The 19,634-nt window shown below is 54.6% G+C and carries 16 protein-coding genes; 5 read left to right on the top strand and 11 right to left on the bottom strand.

Annotated elements, in window-relative coordinates; translation table 11 throughout:
* Positions 1 to 164 precede the first annotated feature (164 nt).
* The 3 genes from R3I13_RS16595 to R3I13_RS16605 all read right to left on the bottom strand — a co-directional run bounded on the left by R3I13_RS16595 (position 165) and on the right by R3I13_RS16605 (position 4,198).
* A complete protein-coding gene (locus tag R3I13_RS16595; RefSeq protein ID WP_346319072.1) occupies positions 165 to 1,364 on the bottom strand; it encodes a sialidase family protein in 1,200 nt (399 codons plus the stop codon).
* Positions 1,364 to 3,649 (bottom strand): TonB-dependent receptor, encoded by a 2,286-nt coding sequence (locus tag R3I13_RS16600; RefSeq protein WP_346319073.1) that lies wholly within the window; start codon positions 3,647 to 3,649, stop codon positions 1,364 to 1,366. Before R3I13_RS16600 ends, R3I13_RS16595 begins: the two co-directional genes overlap by 1 nt.
* Positions 3,650 to 3,835: 186 nt before the next feature.
* Complete coding sequence (locus R3I13_RS16605) at positions 3,836 to 4,198, bottom strand: hypothetical protein (RefSeq protein ID WP_346319074.1); 363 nt, start codon at positions 4,196 to 4,198, stop codon at positions 3,836 to 3,838.
* 2 nt (positions 4,199 to 4,200) lie between these two features.
* On the opposite strand from R3I13_RS16605, the gene R3I13_RS16610 reads away from it, so the two are divergent.
* Positions 4,201 to 4,368 (top strand): hypothetical protein, encoded by a 168-nt coding sequence (locus R3I13_RS16610; RefSeq protein ID WP_346319075.1) that lies wholly within the window; start codon positions 4,201 to 4,203, stop codon positions 4,366 to 4,368.
* Here the strand turns inward: R3I13_RS16610 and sprA are convergent.
* Entirely contained in the window at positions 4,352 to 11,479 is a 7,128-nt protein-coding gene (gene sprA / locus R3I13_RS16615) for a cell surface protein SprA (protein WP_346319076.1), read from the bottom strand. The two genes, R3I13_RS16610 and sprA, sit on opposite strands and share 17 nt — an antisense overlap.
* A 159-nt stretch (positions 11,480 to 11,638) precedes the next feature.
* Positions 11,639 to 12,226, bottom strand: coding sequence for a Holliday junction branch migration protein RuvA (gene ruvA / locus R3I13_RS16620; protein ID WP_346319077.1), 588 nt, complete (start codon positions 12,224 to 12,226; stop codon positions 11,639 to 11,641).
* Between the two features lie 93 nt (positions 12,227 to 12,319).
* Here ruvA and R3I13_RS16625 point away from each other — a divergent pair, with 93 nt between their 5' ends.
* A complete protein-coding gene (locus R3I13_RS16625) occupies positions 12,320 to 13,330 on the top strand; it encodes a beta-ketoacyl-ACP synthase III (RefSeq protein ID WP_346319078.1) in 1,011 nt (336 codons plus the stop codon).
* A gap of 62 nt (positions 13,331 to 13,392) precedes the next feature.
* On the opposite strand, the gene R3I13_RS16630 is transcribed toward R3I13_RS16625, so the two are convergent.
* Positions 13,393 to 14,088, bottom strand: coding sequence for an NUDIX domain-containing protein (locus R3I13_RS16630; RefSeq protein WP_346319079.1), 696 nt, complete (start codon positions 14,086 to 14,088; stop codon positions 13,393 to 13,395).
* Positions 14,089 to 14,111: 23 nt separating this feature from the next.
* Positions 14,112 to 14,606 (bottom strand): DinB family protein, encoded by a 495-nt coding sequence (locus R3I13_RS16635; RefSeq protein ID WP_346319080.1) that lies wholly within the window; start codon positions 14,604 to 14,606, stop codon positions 14,112 to 14,114.
* Positions 14,607 to 14,679: 73 nt separating this feature from the next.
* Between R3I13_RS16635 and R3I13_RS16640 the strand changes: the two genes are divergently transcribed.
* Together R3I13_RS16640 and R3I13_RS16645 are read left to right on the top strand one after the other, a co-directional pair.
* Entirely contained in the window at positions 14,680 to 15,900 is a 1,221-nt protein-coding gene (locus tag R3I13_RS16640; RefSeq protein ID WP_346319081.1) for an aminotransferase class I/II-fold pyridoxal phosphate-dependent enzyme, read from the top strand.
* A gap of 9 nt (positions 15,901 to 15,909) precedes the next feature.
* Positions 15,910 to 16,356 (top strand): GNAT family N-acetyltransferase, encoded by a 447-nt coding sequence (locus R3I13_RS16645; RefSeq protein WP_346319082.1) that lies wholly within the window; start codon positions 15,910 to 15,912, stop codon positions 16,354 to 16,356.
* A 47-nt stretch (positions 16,357 to 16,403) separates the two neighbouring features.
* On the opposite strand, the gene R3I13_RS16650 is transcribed toward R3I13_RS16645, so the two are convergent.
* The 4 genes from R3I13_RS16650 to R3I13_RS16665 all read right to left on the bottom strand — a co-directional run bounded on the left by R3I13_RS16650 (position 16,404) and on the right by R3I13_RS16665 (position 18,892).
* Positions 16,404 to 16,787: a hypothetical protein gene (locus R3I13_RS16650; protein WP_346319083.1), complete on the bottom strand. Its 384-nt coding sequence runs from the start codon at positions 16,785 to 16,787 to the stop codon at positions 16,404 to 16,406.
* 55 nt (positions 16,788 to 16,842) lie between these two features.
* Positions 16,843 to 17,748 (bottom strand): ACP S-malonyltransferase, encoded by a 906-nt coding sequence (gene fabD / locus R3I13_RS16655; RefSeq protein ID WP_346319084.1) that lies wholly within the window; start codon positions 17,746 to 17,748, stop codon positions 16,843 to 16,845.
* Positions 17,749 to 17,857: 109 nt separating this feature from the next.
* A complete protein-coding gene (gene folE, locus R3I13_RS16660; RefSeq protein ID WP_346319085.1) occupies positions 17,858 to 18,463 on the bottom strand; it encodes a GTP cyclohydrolase I FolE in 606 nt (201 codons plus the stop codon).
* Between the two features lie 15 nt (positions 18,464 to 18,478).
* Entirely contained in the window at positions 18,479 to 18,892 is a 414-nt protein-coding gene (locus tag R3I13_RS16665; RefSeq protein ID WP_346319086.1) for a 6-carboxytetrahydropterin synthase, read from the bottom strand.
* A 60-nt stretch (positions 18,893 to 18,952) separates the two neighbouring features.
* Here R3I13_RS16665 and mqnB point away from each other — a divergent pair, with 60 nt between their 5' ends.
* Positions 18,953 to 19,603 (top strand): futalosine hydrolase, encoded by a 651-nt coding sequence (gene mqnB / locus R3I13_RS16670; RefSeq protein WP_346319087.1) that lies wholly within the window; start codon positions 18,953 to 18,955, stop codon positions 19,601 to 19,603.
* Positions 19,604 to 19,634: the final 31 nt, after the last annotated feature.

The following is a 19,634-nucleotide window of genomic DNA, read 5'->3' on the forward strand; positions in this document are numbered from 1 at the left end:
AGAATTCTTAAGTTTCTACTTCGACAGTTCACGTCGGAACAATTATGGCCGCTGGGCCATGCGTCAAACCTGGAAGGGTAAAGAACAGTACTCTTTCGGTTATAATTGAAAGTCAAGCTTTTCATAAAAAAGGCCTCCGTTGTACGAAGGCCTTTTTTATTTGTTTATAACTTCACGCTCTTCACATAGATCCCCTCCTTCCCGTTCTTTCTTTTCTTATAGGCCACCAGCATGCCTTCCCCGGTTTGTTCCACGACAGGGAAGCCGGCAAATTCGTTTTTGGCGGTAAGAAAATCACGTTCCAGCGTGCGCCCGTCTGCCGACTTATGCAGGATGCCGATGCGGTTGCCGCTGGTATCCGCCGCTTCGTCCCACACCAGCGCAAGGTCTCCCCTTTCCATCACCGCCAGCTGCGGATGTTTGGCAGTGGGTAGCGCACTGATGCTTTCTTTTTTTGTATAGCTAATACCGTTATCAGGGCTCTGGCAATAGAACACACCTTCGCCGCTTCCCATGGTGAACCATGCAAAGTGCAGCCCGTTGCCATTACGGACCATGGCGGGCCCCGTATGAGGGCAGCCGTTGATCGCCCAGTTGTCTGCACTGATGCGCACCGGCTGGGTAAAGGTTTCACCACCGTCTTTCGAAAAAATATGAACCATATCACGGATGGTGTCCTGGATAATATCGCGGAAAGCCGCATGCAGGCCGCCTTGTGCGTCTACATAAAGCGCTGTGCGGCAGCACTGGCAAACGGTCTGTACGATGGGCCTTTCGCGGTGGAAGCCAGGCGTAGCGCCGGTGATGGCAATGTAGAGGGTGGAGCCTTCCTTTTGATGGAACTTCCGGTTGTCCAGCCAGATGGCAACCGCTTCGCCGGAAGGCAGCACGGCCATATCAAAGTAACGCTGGTCGTAGCCGGCAGTGTCCGTCACGAGCGGAACGGCGGGTTGCCAGGTGTTGCCGCCGTCTTCGGAAAGCGTATAAAATACCTTGCCGGCGTATTTGTTGCGCGGATCGTTGCTTTGCACGCCATACATGGCAATCACTTCCCCGTTGGGCCTGAAGATCATCTTCGGCATATTCTCGCCATGTGGCTGGATACCCTGGGCAGTGGGGATAGGCTTCCCTGCAGGGAAGGTCTTTCCGCCGTCAGGCGAAACTGCGTAATACAACATGCCGGTTTCTTCACCCGCCTGCTGTTCCACCCAGCTCAGCACCAGTTTCCCGGAAGCGTCGCGGGTGAGATAGGTGCAGGATGCATTGCGCGTGGTATCAGACACGAGGCGTTCCGCGTTGCCGGTCATTTGCCCGCCCCGGCAGGCCGCCAGGAATATAACGAATACGATAAGCAGGTTTTTCATCAGGTCTTTTGCTTGCAGGTGAAAGTATATGCTACGCCGAAGTTGAAGGTCCTGTTCGGGCCGGGGCGGTAGCTTTTGCCGAAGGCCGTCTTTTCCGCGGTGGTAGCGTACATCACATCGGTTATGTTCCGGCAGTTCACCCAGCACTCAAACCCGCCCAGCGTATAACCGGCGCGGGCATTGAGCAGTTCGTAGCCGCCGTACTTTTCGGTATTGGCCGGGTCCATGAAGTATTGGCCCACGTGCTGCCACTCCATGCCCACGCGGAAGCCTTTGAAGAACGGGGGTTTGTAAGTGACCTCCGTATTGGTGATCACTTCCGGCGCACCGTTCATACGGTTGCCACCGTAATGTTTCCCTTTGTCTTCATACTCGATGAACTCATGTTTCGCAAAAGTACCGCCGGTGCGGAATAACAAAGACGGAACAGGCGCGTAACGCAGGTTCCATTCCACGCCGCTGTGGCGGGTTTTACCGGCATTGCGGTTTTCTGACGAATTGTCCGCCAGCCTTACGCTTACGATCTCGTTGGCGCCGTCCATGCGGTAGATGCTTACATCCACATATCCTTTGCTGCCTGCAAAAGCAAACCAGCCGCCGGCTTCGTAGTTGTTGTACGTAGCGGGTTTGAGCACGGGCACTTTCACGCCGCGGTACAGCTCGGAAATATTAGGCGGCGCAAAACCCACGCTGTAATTGGCATACAGCCCACGGTCGCGGCCGAAGTCATAAGTAAGCCCCAGCTTGGGTGACCATGCTTTGAAATGATTGCGTTCGTCCGGCGATCCTGTAAAGGCGGAAGGAGGAAGATGATTGTCGAAGTTGTAATCCATGCGGTCGTAACGCAGGGCGGCAACGAGTTTCAAACGCTCCAGCGGGTTCATTTGCGCCTGTATGTAAGCGGCCGTGTTCAGCAGGCCGGCGCGGTAATCGGTCAGCACCGAATCGGTGGAAGTATAGCCAGTGAAGTAACCTTCGGCATTGCGGTCTACGTCTATGTATTCAGCAAAATAAGTAGCTGGACTGTAATCCACGCTCACACCTGCAATGACGGAGGCTTGCTTCCAGCCGAATTCTTTTTTGTGCTGAACAAGTACGCCATAGCTATTGAACTGGTCGCTGTTGATCTCCCCCCGCGCTTTCAGCGGGTCCGCCGTGGTTTTGATGGCGTAGAAAGGGTTCTGGCCGATCTCATTGTTACGGTAAAATGCGGTGAAATTCATGCTGTTCCGGCTGTTCCAGGTATGCTCCAGGGTGCTTCTTACACGGAATGCTTTCACCAGCCGGTAAGAAAAAGTGTGGAAGCTTTTGTAGTTGCGGGAATAAAAATTAGCGCTGTCTACCCCGCCGGTCTGATCAGTTTTATAATCCACGTACGAAACAGCATTCGTCCAGGTGTTGCGGTCGTTGATCCTGTACACGCCTTTCAGCGTGAGCGCCAGCTTGCGGAAGTCGCTGTGGTCGATGTAGCCGTTGCGCTGGTCTGCATAATAACCGCCGACGAGCAGGCCCAGCTTGCCGCTGGTGGCGGAGAGTGTGAAGTCCGTCCGCTTGTAGCCCCAGTTGCTCATTTCCGCCTGGATGCGCGCGGTAGGTAGCAAGGCAGGTGAAGCGGTGATGAAGTTCACGGCGCCGCCCACCGCTTCGCTGCCGTAAAGGGAGGATGCGGGGCCACGGATCACTTCTATGGTTTTCAGTGCAGCCAGGTTGATCTCGATGAGCGCGTTGTGGTTGAAGTCGCCGGTGGTGCGGATGGGGATGCCGTCTTCCAGGTAAAGGAAGAGGCTGCGGTAGCCGATGGGCTGGCGGATGGCCATGGTATGCTGCTCGTTCCCGAGGTCTACCATATACACCCCGCTCACTTTATTCAGCACCTGTTCCAGGGAAGTGGCTTTCGTTTCGCGGATCATCTGCGTGGAAATGCTGCTGATGGCCACGGGAGCGTCTGTACGGTACTGTTTGTCGCGCCCGGCAGATACGATCACTTCGTTCAGGCGGGTGGTGAGCGGCTCGAGGTAAATGGTCATGTTCCGTTCCTGGTTCACCGCCAGGCGAACGGGCGTGTAACCAATGATGGATATGCGGATGGAATCTTTCGCTTTTACAGCCGGCAGGGAAAATTCGCCCTGCCGGTCAGACAGGCAGCCGCCGCTGGCTGCCAGGATACTCGCGCCGGAAATGGCTTCGCGGGTCTGGGCGTCTATCACCCTGCCCTGCAAAGCTTCCTGCGCAAATGTTGAAAAGCTGCAAAGTGTCAGGCATATAAGGATGGATATGCGATGCATGGATTTGCTTTAAAACGTTTACGTATGGGGGCACAATTCCGTTGCCGGGCGTTCATGCCGAACGGTCACGGGGTGCCGTGAAGGCATGCATCCGCATAGTATGGGAACGCAATCGCCGTGCAACGTTGTGCAAAGTTGCGCTTACCCTTCAGGCGGATAAGCAAGTCATGTATGAATTGAAAGGAATCAGGCCCGGGGTGGGTGAAATACCGCATAAAGCGGGCGGGCGGGGATATAGCCGGTACCGGCTGAATACAATTTTACGGCTGTAACGGCGGGCTTGAAAGTAAAGCTGGCCGCGACTTCGGAGAAAATAACCTCGTATTTGTCCTTGATCGCATTGCCGCTCTGCTCCTTCTTCGTTTCCTGCTCCATCTTTTTCATGAGCTGGCATTGGCCGTTACAGGCGAGTTTCGGTTTGGCCTTGTTGATACAAAGCACTCTTGCAATGTAGTCCTGGTTGAGCATGAATTCAGCCAATACCAGGCCCTTGCCGAATGTTTGCAACATCAGCCCTGCAAGAACGGTTATGACGAATAAATACCTCATAGATGGCTCAAAAGTACAGTTTAACGCGGTTTGTCAAAATGATTTCTGTCATTTTGCCGGCAGGCTTCCCGGTGATCATTGTCATCGTCCTTAAAAACAAGCGGGGAATCCATGTTCCCGGATTCCCCGCTGCCGCATCTGCTGCTGTAAAGGTTATTGCGCCAGCATGAACCGGAGCGTGATGCCGCCGCGCGTATTGGTAACCGGGTACGCGGTGGAGATCACCGGGATGGTCTGGCGGCGGTCGTAGAAGAATTTAATATTGAGGCGGTTGTTCACCACGTAATCGATGGAAGGTGCGATGCTCACTACTTTCTGGCCACTGGTGGGTATCACCAGGTCTGCATCCAGCCTGTTGTTTACGGTCTTATCGTCACGGAAGCTAAGGTCCAGCCTGAAGTTCAGGTCGTTTTCCAATCTTTTGCCGCCGTCTTTCCCAATCTTGATCGGCATGGGCAGGCCGCGCACGCGGTAACCGCCGCCGACGGTGATCTCGCTGGAACGCATTTCGCTCAGCTGGTAATCGATCAGGCTAAGGCTGAGCGTGCGGCTCCTGCGGAAGCCTACGCGCAGGTTCAGGGAATTGGTGAAGGTCATATCCGCTTCCAGCAGGGGCACGAACGATTCGGTGATTGTAAGGTTCGGCACGAGGAAGTAAGGAACGTAGTTGCCGCTCACCGTGTCCCTGAAAGCGGGATAACCCAGGATCAGCGGGTCGTAGAACACGAGGGCCGTGTTGTAGGAGTTCATGCTCAGCAGGCCGGTGTATTGATGCGTGAGCGTGAAGTTCGTCAGGAAGTCCGTAAAGGGCCTGATACGGCTAAGGCCGTTATAGCTGATGCGCCAGTTGGGCCGTGGCAGAATGTCTTTGAAAGGATTGGAACGTACGTTTTTCGCATAGTTCTTCAACAACGGCGCATCTTCGGGCGTAGTACCGGTGTAAGCCGCCAGGAACGCGGGGATCAGCACATCCTGCGAATAACGGCCGTAACCATAACGGTATGTCGGGTCTTTCGGATCATATTTCGGCAGGCTCGGATCCTTGCTGTACGGGTTTGCATCGCCGAGGCGTTCGGAAACGCGCTGGCGGAAGCTCTCGAAATTCTTGAACGTCTCCGACACGCCATCTTCCGTATTGATCTTACCCCACATGGTTTTGATCGCAATGAAGGTGATCTCGAAACCGCCCGCATCGTAGGGGTTCAGGTGATTGAACACGCCGTTGCCGAGGGTATCCTTGAACAGTTCCGTATGCGTTTTGGAGAAGGATTTCGTCAGGTTGAGGTCGATACGAAGATCGCGCACGGGCTCCAGCTGGGCCTGTATATCCAGCTTCTGGGTGAACTGCTGCTGGAACTGTATGTTGAACAGCGTATCAGGGCTCAGCAGGCCGCGTTTGGCGAAGTCGTCCATAAACGCTTTATCAGGCTGCTTGCCGAAGGTGAAAGCAAGGCCCGGCGCCATGGATTGCCAGTTCATACCTACCAGCTTGGTGCTGTCCAGGTAGCCCGGCATGCGGGTGCCGGCGTTTTCGGAATAGTTTACGTTCACGCGTTTCAACGCCATCACGACGCGCATGAGGCCTTTCACCACGGGCGAAATGCCGTCGTCTTCTTCTTTTTTATCCTGCTGTTGTTTTTGCGCTGCCGGCGTGTTGTTCATCATCGGCGGTACATATTCGCCGCCTGATGCAGCGCTGGCATTGATCTTCCGCAGCCATTTGTTGCGGTTGTACAGCTCGTTGAGCTTGAATTCAGCGGTCAGTGTTTTCTGGTTGGAGTTCTCAATGGCGTTGCCGAGGTAAGTGGCCAGCCTGGAAGCTCCTATCCAGCGGTATTCCGTGGCATAGCTCAGCGCAACGTTCGTCCAGCTCAGCGCCGGCACTTTGGAGGTAGGCAATGTATAGGTCACGTTCGCATTCTGGAAATAATTGGTGGTGCGGCCGCCTTTCCAGAAGTTGGAGCTTACGCTGTCTTTCTTCGCGCTGGTATTGATCCGTCCTGCCGGTTCGTCTATGCGCGCGTTGTTCACGGCGTTGAAGTCGAAAGACAGGTTGCGGGAAAGGTCCCACTTCAGGGAATAATACCGGTCGAAGCGGAAATACTTATCATAGGTTTCCTGCAGCAGGAACTCTCCGCCGCCGATGTTGCGCATGCGCGTGGCGCCGAACTGCCGCGTGATGTCTGCCCTGAAGCTGATGAGCGTGGGCACATAGTTGAAGTTGAAATCGCGCAGCAGCGCCAGCCACGGGCTCTTGCTCTTTATCAGGCCTTTGAGCGGCTCAATGAATTTCTGCGTGCCGGCGAAATTATATCCCAGGCCGCCGCGGTGGCGGGTGAGCACGTCGCTTTGTATCTGCGGGTTGTGGCGGGAGATCTGTGAATAGGAATAACTTACGTCGAAGTTCTCGATATCCCACAGGTTGCTCTTCTTTTTATTCAGCGCCATCTTACGCACGTTGGTAAGGTTGAGGCTGGTGATGGATGTAAAGTCCTGCGCATTTTTCTTGATGGAGTCGCGCGCTTCGCGGTCGCGGGCCATGGCCAGCTTATCTTTCAGCTTGATGTCCAGGTCGTATGGATCGTATTCGGGATTGCTGGTGGTCTGTGAATAACCGGCGTATACGGGCACGGTAACGCCTGCACTTTTCGGCAGCAGTTTGCCGAGGTCGAGGTTGGTGGCGATGTCGTATTGCAGGAAGTTGTCCCTGAAGCGTTCGTTCACACGCTGGTCTATATTGCCGAAGCCCGCGGTGTGCATGTTACCGCTCACGGTAATGGTACCGAGGTCAGACAGGCCGATGTCTGCCCTTGCCAGCGCCGCGTAGCCGCCTTTTTCATCGAGGCCGGTGAGGCGCAGCTCATTGAACCATACTTCGGTGCACTTGGGCAGGCCGTCGTCTTTCGGGTTCAGTACGCCGATCATGACGTTGCGCACGTCTCCCAGGCTCGGGTTACCTACTACAGACAATACATTGGCGCCCTCGCGCTGTTCGTAAGGCACCAGCGGGCTGGCGCCGCTCATGTTACGGGCCTGCTTGAGGCGGGCGAATTTATCCAGGTCCAGGTCCACATCATTTTCCTCGGGCCATATTTCGGTATCGCGGTTGGAGTTCCAGGGCGTTACTTTCAGCGGGATGCGGTACTCGTAGTAGTTTTCGGTGAAGTCGCTGCCCACGCGGATGATGGCTTCCAGCTGGCCGTCTTTCAGGGAAAGCGGGTCGCTTACGGCTTCTGCGTGCAGGAACATCTGCAGACGTTTATACTGGCGGAGGTCCAGCGGCACGTTTTTGTACATGGCCCTTACTTCGCCGTCTTTCAGGTTGCAGATCTGCGCGGAAAGCGCCTGTTCGTTCAGCAATATGTTGGTGCTGTTGGTGCTGAGCGTATTCTGCCGCAGGATGCCGGGAGGCAGCACATACGGGATAGGCTGGCGCTTGGAATTCTCTTCAATGTTCACCGCGGAAGCATTGAAAACGGTGCTCTGGTCCACGGGGATGGGATCGCCGGGCTTCAGCTCGTACAGATAACGGCGCCATTGGTTGCGCACGAGGTCGAGCTTGGCAAAACGCAGCACCACGGAGTCTTCGAAGCCGGTGAGGAACATACGCATGAAACGGATGCTCTTGAAATCGGGGATGTTGCCCACTTTCCGGTCGTATTGTGTTACGGGCACTTTGAACTGGTACCAGGTCTGGTCCGCCTGCTGCCCGTTGGGAAGCGTTACGCGGGTCACGAAGCGGTCTACCACGTAGTTGCTGCCCACCTGCATGTCGGGCTTCAGTTCCACGCGGTACTGGAAGTATTCTTCCGTTTCGTTCATGGTATTGTCGCGGTTCAGGTCTTCAGACTCAGGGTAGTTGGTGGCCGCATTGGAGAACTGCGAGTTATCGTTGGAAACGGGCGAGTTGCCGTCGGGCCCGTTGATCTTTTTGTAACGGCCGAGGATGTCTGTCCTGGCGGCATCGTATGACGGGTCGCGGTACCATTTGTAATCGTCGTTGGACGGGTCGGCTTTCGCGTTGGTGTATGCAGGCGAAGAACCACCGAACACGGCTGCAAGGTCTGACAGGTATTTGGCGCGGAAATGATGCTCGTCGCTGTTCTCAAGCCCGTCGAAACCAACGTCCTGGTAGCGGCGGATGGCGGGATCGTTGTCGAACGCCTGGGTGATCTGCTGCTGGAACTTCGGCACACGGCCCCATTTGGAGGAATCCAATTTGTTCAGGCCGGTGTTGGGATCGGGCAGGCCGTTCTCAAAAGCTTTACGGGAATCTTTCAGCACGTCTTCAGAAACGTTGCCCAGGTTGAAATAAAGCGAACCGCCGGCGCTGCCGGGATTGTTGAAGAAAGGATCGGGTATCCAGAATTCGATGAATTCGATATTCGCGGTCTCAAAGTCACTGTTGTCTATCGCGCGCATGATGCCGCCCCAGCGGGAAGCCGGGTTCCGCAGCCTGCCTTGTGGAGTAACCGAAGCAGCGTCGGCTTCAAAGTTATAGGGGCCTTTTTCTTCAGGATAATAAGCAAGGTCGAGCGTGCTGAGCTGGCTCTGGCCGAAGTCGGTAGAGCGGTTGGGGAATACATCCCTCTGATAGATCAGCCTGGTGCGCGGGTCGCTTTGTGAAGCGTCGGTTACGCCGGGCGGCAGGTTGGGCGATTTCGGTATCTGCAGCGTGGGCTCGATGATGTACCATGCCAGCAGCGCCCTGTTCTTGCCATAGGCCAGCGTATCGTTGAGGGCCGCTTCGGGGAAGAGGATGCTGCCGCCCGCGTCGGTAGCGTCGCGGGGTGTGGAAGCCAGGCTCCAGGCTGTGGCCGGGAATTTCAGGTCGTAACCGTTGCGGGCGCCTTCGAAATCGTCTATCATTACCTGTCCCTGCTTGCTGCCCGGCTCGTTCACCAGTTTGCTGTGCCCCGGGAACAGCCGGGCCACCTCGCCGGTGAAGTTGATGGTTGCAGGCTGCTGGGCCTGGTAATTGGGCAGCTTGTCCAGCAGGCGGGTAAGGCCGCGCCATTCGGAAATGTAGTTCGCGTCGAGGCCTACCACGGTATTTTTGATCGGGTCGTCCCCGTAATTCACTTTCTGGTAATAAGGCCTTTCGCTCATTCTCACGATGGTACCGCCCAGGTTCAGCTTGTCGTTCACATAATAATCGAAGCGGGTGCCCATGTAGTTGCGCACTTGCTGGCCAAACAACGCATTGTTCTCGAACTGGACGTTGATAGGCACACCGGAACTGAGCACGCCGCCGTTGATGATCTTGATGCGGCCGAGGTTGTAATCGATGATGAAGTCCACATCTTCGCGAAGCTGCTGCCCGCCCGCCGTAACGGTCACGGAGCCGCGGGGGATGTTCAGGGCGTTCAGGGAAATTTCGGAAGAGTTGGCCGATTTATAGGAGCCGCGCAGCACGTACCGGTTCAGGTTGGGGAACTGCTGGGCGATCACTTTAATGGAATCGTAGAGCGTGGTGTACATGTACTGCTTCTCCAGCACCGGGTTGCCGCCGAATACAGGCTTCAACGCCGCGCCAAAAGGCTCCAGTACGGGGAACATGATCTTGCCGTTCTGCGGGAAAATAGTATAGCCTTCCACGTAGTCGAACACACCGTCCGGCTGCGGATCGTTCTGGTTATTGAGACGGTCCAGGTTCAGCAGGGTAATGATAGGCGCGCCGGCATACTGGCCCTGCGCATCAGGCAGGTAGCGCTTTTCACTGGGGGCGCGGGTTTCGGTGCCCGGGTCTTTATACAGCACGTCCAGCTTGAAATCCGCCCGGTTGATCTGGAACGCATCGGTGGAATAAATATTTTTCATCATCAGGTCCCAGATAGGCAGGGCCGGCCTTGCGGAGGTGGCTTTCAGCATTTTCAGGAACAGGATGCGCTGGTTGGCGGAATTATTCTGGTCGGGCGGTATGTCCTGCGAGAACTCACCCACTTTGTATACTTTACCATTGTAGGTATACTCAAAAGCCACGGCCAGCACTTCATCCGGCTGCAGCTGCTGCACGAGGGAGATAAAACCGATCTGCCGGTTGAGGATGAAATCTGTTGAATCCAGCTTCCGCGCGAAGGTCTTTTCAAAGTCCTGCACAGACTCCAGCTGCAGGGCCAGCAGGCGGCTCACTACGGTGCCGGTGAAGCGGGCGCCGGGATCGCTCACAAGGTTCTCGTACAGGTCGTTCGATCCGTTGTTGGGCAGGCGTTGGCTGGTCCGGCTGGTAACATTCGGGTTGGAAGGCCTGTTCTCCCCGAGGTCTGCCAGGGCCACGATGTCGCGCGTTTGGGTGGTGGCGCCGGATTTATTGGTCACCCACACCTCGATGCGGTTGATGTAAGCCTGGGTGCGGATCACGGGCAGGGTGGCCATGGCGTAGTTGAAAGTATCGCGGAAGTACTGGCTGAGCAGGAAGTGCCGGTTGTCCTCGTATTCATCGGCCCGACGTACGAAGTCCGTCACGCTGTTGCCGCCGCGCAATACCATGTTCTGCTTCTGCGATTTCTGGTTGCTGAGCACGCTGGTCATGGTAAGGCGGCCGAATTGCAGCTGGGTCTTGATACCGAACAGGGATTGTACCCCGGGAATGAGGGAGCTGCTGAGCGGGAAGCTCACGTTGCCCGCTTCGATCTTTTTAATGATCTCGTCCTGGTAGCCGGTATATTCCAGTTTCACCTGGTTTTCGAAGTCGAACGTGGACTGGGTGTTGTAATTGGTGATCAGCTTGAGTTTGTCGCCGATCTTACCGGTCACGTTCATGTTGATGTCTATATCGAAGTCGAAGCCGCCGTTCTTGCGGGCTCTTTCAACGAGCACGGGGTTCTTCACGTTCTGGCCCTGGTAACCGAAAGTAAGCCCCAGGCTTCCCTGTGGCTTGATGTCTACCTTGGTGCCGCCAAACACGCGGTCGAAGAGTTTATCGCCGTAATAGAGCTGCGGGGCGCCGGCGCGCTGGTTGAGGTTGCCGATGGTGCCGGCCCTTTTTTGCCAGTAGTCCTTTTCGCTCTGGGCGGCCTGCATGCGGTAAAACTCGCCGAAGCTCATCACGGTGGGCTGGCGGTAGAACTGGTTGCCTATTTTTTCGGTAACGATGTATTGTTTGGTGACGGGGTCGTATTCGACTTCTTTCTTAATACTGGCGGGGTCTTTGAGGTCGATGGCATTACGCACGGGATCCGTTGCCGAAGTGCCCCTCCGGTCGCGGATAGGATACTTCAGGGTATCCGGTTTAGCAGTAGTATCTGGAACATTAGTGATATCAGTTTCCCCCTTCTCCACAACTCCGCTTATATTTCTATAGGTATATCCCGAACTGTTCCTGTTTCTGGCGGCCGATTCAACAATGATAAAAGATACAACACCTATTACTGCAAGTGCACCATAGTATTTCTTTCTTGCCAAGCGTTCTTAGGTTTTATAGAGGTCAAGGACTTAAAATTATAGATTTTTAAGGGATTTTTTGATAAGTGCCTCCAATTCATTTAATTGTGGCTCGGCTTTCAGCACCCTTTGTATTGCCTGTTCAGCCATGTTGCGGGCTATACCCAGGGTTACCAAAGCATTTAACGCATCATCCTGTATAGTATTGTGGGTATTTACCGATAAATGTAATATATCTTCCCGGTGTTTTTTCATTTTGTCTTTCAACTCCAAAATGATGCGCTTGGCGGTTTTCGCCCCGATCCCCTTTACGCCCTCCAGCATTTTTTCGTTTTCCATGAGGATGGCCCGCTGCACATCGTCCGGCTGCAGGGAGCTGAGCATCATCCGGGCGGTGGTGGCGCCTACCCCTGAAACGCTGATCAGTTGCAGGAACATGGCCCTTTCCGCGTCGGAAAAGAAGCCGAACATGGTGTGGGCGTCTTCCTTGATATGTACGTAGGTAAGGAGCTTGCAGGTTTCCAGTTGCTGGATCTGGCTCCAGGTATGGAGGCTGATATGCACCTCGTACCCTACCCCGTTCACGTCCAGGTGCACCAGGGTAGGCGTTTTGTGGGCTAATTTGCCATTCAGGTATGCGATCATATGGGAATTATCTGCCGGCGAAATTAACTTATAAATAGAATTATTCGTTTAAGTCGTATTTTTACGCCCATTTTAATAACTTATCCGAACAATATGAGCAAAATTACAGCCGCCATAACGGCGGTGGGTGGGTATGTTCCCGACTATGTACTGACTAACCAGGAATTAGAGAAACTCGTAGAAACAACAGATGAATGGATCACCACCAGGACCGGCATCAAGGAGAGAAGGATACTGAAAGGAGAAGGTAAGGGTACTTCCGAGCTTTGCGTACCCGTTGCGCTGGAGATCTGCCGCAAAAGAGGCATTACCCCCGAAGAGATAGACCTGCTGATCGTGGCCACCGTTACGCCGGATATGGTGTTTCCCGCCACCGCCAATGTTGTTACGGATAAGATCGGGGCCAAGAATGCCTTCGGGTTCGACATCGGCGCCGCCTGCTCAGGCTTCCTCTACGCGCTGGATACCGGCGCCAAATTCATCGAAAGCGGCCGCTATAAAAAAGTAATGATCATCGGGGCCGATAAAATGAGCTCCATCATCGATTATACAGACCGTGCCACCTGCATCATCTTCGGCGACGGCGCCGGCGGCGTGCTGCTGGAACCTAACACGGAAGGCCTCGGCCTGCTGGACAGCGTGCTGAAAAGCGATGGCCACGGCAGGGAATTCCTTAACATGAAAGCCGGCGGCTCCGCAAAACCAGCCACCGCCGAAACCGTTGCCGCCCGCGAACATTACGTGTTCCAGGAAGGCAAAACGGTATTCAAATACGCCGTAGCCAACATGGCAGACGCTGCCCGCAGCATCATGGACCGCAACCACCTCACGGCAGACGATATCGCCTGGCTGGTGCCCCACCAGGCCAACCTGCGCATCATCAGCGCCACGGCAGACCATATGGGCGTGCCTTCCGAAAAAGTGATGGTCAACATTCAGCGCTATGGCAATACCACGGCCGGTACAATTCCTTTGTGCCTCTGGGATTGGGAAAGCAAGCTGAAAAAAGGCGATAACCTGGTACTGGCGGCCTTCGGCGGGGGGTTCACCTGGGGCGCCTGTTATGTGAAGTGGGCCTACAACGGTAACGGCTCCGTCAAATAACTTTGACCTTACCTCAAATTATAACAGAAGTGCAGGCCCCGCGGCTTGCACTTTTTTTTGCGTCAGATCTCGAACACCAGGCCATGCCGGGCCAGCGCATCGTACTTCAACCGGTCGAACCGGTAAAGGTGCGCGCCTTTTTTGGAGGTGCTTTTGTCTTTTTCTTCCAGCTTTTCCAGGATGTCCATCGCCAGTATCTTCTTCCTGAAATTACGTTTGTCCAGCGGGCGCTGGTAGATCTCTTCGTACAGGTTCCTCAGCTGTGGCAGGGTGAATTTCTCCGGCAGCAGCTCGAAACCGATGGGATGGAAATGCGCCTTATCCCTCAGCCGGGTGAGCGCGTCACTGAGCATTTTGTTATGGTCGAAGATCAGCTCGGGTATCTGGTGCAGGCTCAGCCAGTGGGCGCCGTGGGCATTGGCCAGCAGCCGGTCGTGCTCGCTGATGCGGATGAGCGCGTAATACGCGATGGATATTACCCGCGCGCCGGTATCACGGCCGGTATCGCCGTAGCTCTGCAGCTGGTCCATGTAAATATCATGAATGCCCGTGGTTTGCCGCAGTACCCTGATGGCCGCATGGTCTGTACTTTCCCCTTCCTGCACAAACCCGCCCACCAGGCTCCAGGCGCCTTCCATAGGGTCTACCTTGCGCTTGATAATGAGCAGCTTCAGCTTGCCATCTTCGAAGCCGAAAATGATACAGTCTACTGCCACCAGGTGCCGGGGGACGCTCGCATAAAATGGATCTGGGCTCATAATAACCGTAAAATACAGGTATTTTATTTTTTTACGCCGGTGTATTCGATAAAATCGGTTGAAGGGATCTTTGTAACTCCCAGCTGGCGCAGCATGGTCACCAGTTGCCCGCGGTGGTACGTGGAATGGTTAAAGATCATCATAATGGTATTTTCCACGGATGATTTGCAGATGCCCTTTGCGGGGTGATTATACTCGATGGTATGGGCCAGCTTGGCGTCGGAAGCCGTTGCGATAAAGTCTTTCAGCTGTTCGCCCTGCCTGGTAAAATGTTGGGCGAACTCCGCCCAGGAACCCGTGAAATCCTTTGCCGGCGGGATAACGGGGCTGGCCAGCTGTAAACGCTGCAACCAGATGCCTGCCGAGTTCCAGATATGGTAAGCTGTGAGGCGGACGGTCGGGAAGCTGCTCGCAAGCTCCCTGTCCAGCTGCTCTTCCGTGAGCCCGTTGAGCGCAGACAATATCCGCTGGTTGGCCCAGCTGTTATACATCGCGTACCGCAGTAGGAGTTCCCTCATCTAATTCTTATTTTTACAAGGTAAATTCACTAACAAGATACTCATAAGAGGAAAACAATCAAATAGCCCGATAATGAAACAATCACCGCTCTCCGGGTTCAGTTCCGTTTGCATACACGCAGGCCACGAGCAGGATCCGAGATACGCCCACCTCACGCCCATATACGCTTCTTCCACTTACGTATACGACTCCGCCGAACAAGGCATGCGCCGCTTTGCGGGCGAAGAGGACGGCTATATCTACACCCGCTGGGACAGTCCTAATTTCCGCGAAGCGGAAGAAAAGATCGCCGCACTGGAAGCATTCGGCCTCACCGGGCCCGACGGCAATCCGCTGCAGGTGAAGGCCAAGCTGCATGCATCCGGCATGGGCGCGCTGTCTACCCTGTTCCTGGCGCATCTGAAGGCGGGCGACAAGGTGATCTCTCACTATTCGCTTTACGGCGGCACGGAAGAGCTGTTCAGGAAAATACTCCCGCCGCTGGGTATCGAAGCCGTGATCATGGACATGCGCGACCTGGAGCAAACCGCCGCCGCCATCAAAGCCGATCCTTCCATCCGCATGATGTACCTTGAAACGCCCGCCAATCCTACGCTCCGCTGTGTAGACCTGGAAGCGCTGCTTGGCATGGCGCAGGAGAACGGGCTGGTATCCGCTGTGGACAATACTTTCGCCACGCCTTACCTGCAGCAGCCTTTTGCTTACGGGGCAGATTACGTGTTTCACAGCACCACCAAATTCCTGAACGGCCACGGCACCGCGATCGGCGGCGTATTGGTGGGCAGGGACATAGAGCTGATGAAAGGCCCGGTGGAAAAAGTGCACCGCCTGCTCGGCGCCAACAGCAACCCCTTCGATGCTTTCCTGCTCACGCAAGGCATCAAAACGCTGGAAGTAAGAATGGAAAGGCATTGCCACAACGCCATGGAAGTAGCCGGTTTCCTCGACGGGCACCCCGCCGTAGCGAAAGTAAACTACCTCGGCCTTGCGGACCATCCTGACTTCTCCATTGCCAGCCGGCAGATGAAACATGCGGGCGCCATGATGAGCTTTGAGCTGAAAGGCGGGCTGGAAGCAGGCAAACGTTTCATAGACCGCCTGCAGATGTGCCTGCGGGCCGTATCGCTCGGCACCTGCGACACACTCATCTGCCACCCCGCTTCCATGACGCATTACAGCGTTCCTAAAGAGCTGCGGGAAAAATATGACATTACCGACGGGCTGATCCGCGTGAGCGTGGGCATCGAGTCGGTAACAGATATTCTCAACGACCTGGACCAGGCATTGCAATAAACACAACACATGATCACGATCAGGAAAGCAGAAAAGAAAGATTGCCCGCGTATGATGGAACTGGTGCGCGAGCTGGCATTGTATGAAAAAGCGCCGGAGCAGGTAACAGTTACCCTGGAGCATTTCGAAGAAAGCGGCTTCGGCCCGAACCCGGTATGGTGGGCATATGTAGCCGAATCAGGCGGGGTGATCGTAGGTATCGCGCTCTATTACATCCGTTATTCCACCTGGAAAGGCAGCCGCATGTTCCTGGAAGATATCGTGGTAACGGAAAGCTTCCGCGGCAAGGGCATCGGCAAGCTGCTGTTCGACAGGCTGGTGGAAGAAGCGAAGGAAAAAGGCTTCTCCGGCATGGTTTGGCAGGTGTTGGAATGGAATGAGCCTGCTATCAACTTCTACAAAAAATACAATGCAAAATTCGACCCGGAGTGGTGGAATGCGAGCATAGAATTATAACATAGCCGGAATAAAAAACGGGGCTCATCAAATGTGAGCCCCGTTTTTTATTGTCTTTCAAACTCCAGCTTTTCCGGTAACCCGCCGGGGTCGTGGAAAAACCGGCCTATGATGAACGATTTGCCATCGTTTCCCATTTTGAAATAATATTTCTGGTCGCGGGAGCGCAGGATGAGGCTGTCTCCCTCCAGCCGGTAAAAATAAATGCCTGATTCGTTTACCTGGCCTGAGCTTACAGGCAGCTTGCGGGTCTGAAGGTAAAAGCTTCTTTCGATCAGGGCATTTTTCTCAGGCAGCTGGTCGTTGAATACGATCACTTCCTGCCGCTGGGTCGTTTCCAGCCATCGTTCTTCCGTTTCACTTTCGGACTTGCTACAAGCCGCCAAGGCCAGCAGCCCTGCAAATACCAGGGATAAGGATATACAGCGCATCGCGGTTCATTTATACTAGTGAAACGGTTTCCCGCCGGAATAGTTACATGATAAATTATTTAACTGCCTCTTCCATGCCGGTGCTGATGCCGTCTGTAACCGCTGCTTTGTCGATCTTGGCAATGAGGCCCTGCAATACTTTACCGGGGCCTACTTCGGTGAAGCGGGAAGCGCCGTCTGCGATCATGGCCTGTACGCACTGCGTCCAGCGAACGGCGCCGGTGAGCTGCGTGATCAGGTTCTGCTTGATCGTTGCCGGGTCGGTCACTGCTTTGGCGACTACATTCTGGTAAACGGGGCAGTTGGGCGTGTTGAAAGCGGTTGCTTCGATGGCGGCTTTCAGCTCTTCCTGTGCGGGAGCCATCAGCGGTGAGTGGAAAGCGCCGCCCACAGCCAGTTCCATCACCCTTTTCGCACCGGCTGCCTTCAGCAGTTCCATAGCGCGGGCAATGCCGGTTTTGGTACCGGAGATCACCAGCTGGCCGGGACAGTTATAATTGGCAGGTACCACTACGTCGTCGGTAATGGAAGCGCAGGCTTCTTCTACTTTGGCATCGTCCAGCCCGAGCACTACGGCCATGGTGGAGGGCACCAGCTCGCAGGCTTTTTGCATGGCGTTTGCACGGATGCTCACGAGGCGCAGGGCGTCTTCGAACGCCATGGCGCCGTTGGCCACCAGGGCGGAGAATTCACCCAGCGAGTGGCCGGCGGTCATATCGGGCTTCGGATTGTTCAGGCACAGGAAGCCGATCACGGAATGCAGGAACACAGCGGGCTGCGTTACCTTGGTCTGTTTCAGGTCTTCGTCCGACCCGGTAAACATCACATCGGAAATACGGAATCCCAGTATATCGTTGGCTTTTTCGAAAAGCTCTTTTGCGCGGGGATCGTTGTCGTAAAAACTTTTACCCATTCCGGTAAACTGTGCTCCCTGACCGGGAAAAACGTAAGCGTGCTTCATTGATATGATTAATTATCAGGTGGCAAATATATATAAAAAATTATGGTTTAACCCGGCTTGTACAATTCGGCCGGGTCAAACCATCAAAAATTTCCCTGTAAAAAAACTATTAACGGCGGCCCATGAGGTCTGAGCTGATCAGTTTCATGAATTCCGCGCGGGTGGCACCATGTTCAAACTGCCCGCTGAAGGCGGAAGTGGTGGTCACGGAGTTTTGTTTCTGCACGCCGCGCATCATCATGCAAAGGTGCTGCGCTTCTATCACCACGGCCACGCCCTGCGGCTCCAGCGTTTCCTGGATAGCGTCCAGTATCTGGTGCGTAAGGCGCTCCTGCACCTGCAGGCGGCGGGAAAAAATATCTACCACGCGCGCGATCTTACTGAGGCCGGTGATATAACCGTTAGGGATATACGCTACATGCGCTTTCCCGAAGAACGGCAGCATATGATGCTCGCACATGGAATACAGCTCTATATCTTTCACGATCACCATTTCGCTGTATGCTTCGGTGAATTTAGCGCTGCTGAGTATTTCCTTCGCATCCTGCTGGTAGCCCTGGGTGAGGAATTGCATGGCTTTGGCCACCCTTTCAGGCGTCTTCAGCAATCCTTCCCGCTCCGGGTCTTCCCCCAACAGCCTGATGGCATCCTTGTAATGATCAGTCAAGCCGGATGTTACCTTATCGTCGTACGATTCTTCCTTGTTATAAGCCATGTCTTTGCGTTATGATTATTTGCCGCCGTAATACTCCACGTAGATCTTGGGAGTTTCGTGCAGCTTGATGCAGTGCAGCTGAACGGTGCCCGGCAGGTGCTGTTCCAGTTGTTCCCAGATGGCAATCGCAACATTTTCGGCGGAAGTGAATTTGTCTTTCATAAAATCCACGTCCATATTGAGGTTCTTGTGGTCAAGCTTCTCCACGATCACGTCTTTGATGAGCACGCCAAGGGTCTTGGCATTGAATACAAACCCGGTTTCAGGATCGGGCTCTCCTTTAATAGTGACGTGCAGCTCATAATTATGGCCATGCCAGTTATCATTGGCGCATTTTCCGAAAACTTCCAGGTTCTGCTCCTTGCTCCACTGCGGGTTGAATAACTTGTGTGCCGCATTAAAATGCTCCACGCGCGTCAGATAGATCATCTTAGTCTGATAAATTTCTGCAAAAATAAAGCAATTCAATGAGAACCGTACTTTTGCAGGATGAAAGTACTCGTTGCCGCTGCTACAGCAGCGGAGGTAAAGCCGTTGCTGGACTGGCTGTCCGAATCCCAGACACCCGGCGTGGAAGTGCTCATCACGGGCATCGGCATGGCCGCCGCCGCTTATTCGCTGGGCAGGCGCTTTTCCAATAAACGCCCAGGAATTGCCATCCAGGCGGGCATTGCAGGTAGCTTCAGGCACGAAAGGCCGCTGGGCGAAGTGGCCCTGGTTACCCGCGAGGTATTTGGCGACCTGGGCGCGGAAGATCACGGCCGGTTTGCAGACCTGTTCAAAATAGGCCTCTGGCAGCATGGCATGCACCCGTTTACGCATCATTATTTAATAAATCCGTTGACCCTCCTGCCTGAAAGCCTGCAACAGCTGCCGCAGCTTACCGGCGTGACGGTCAATACCGTGAGCGGGGAAACCGCCACCATCGCGCAACTGGAACAGCTGTACCAGCCCGACCTCGAGAGCATGGAAGGCGCGGCTTTCCATTACGCCTGCCTCATGGACAATGTTCCTTTCCTGCAGCTTCGTGCCATATCCAATTACGTGGAGGTAAGGGACAAGAGCAAATGGAATATCCCGCTGGCAGTGAAGGAGTTAAATGAAAAATTACAGGAACTGATCATTGAGCTGACTGCCTGAGCAACAGCGGGTTTTATGCCGTTTGCTTACA

The sequence above is a fragment of the Chitinophaga sp. YIM B06452 genome, assembly GCF_039655965.1.
GTDB lineage: Bacteria > Bacteroidota > Bacteroidia > Chitinophagales > Chitinophagaceae > Chitinophaga.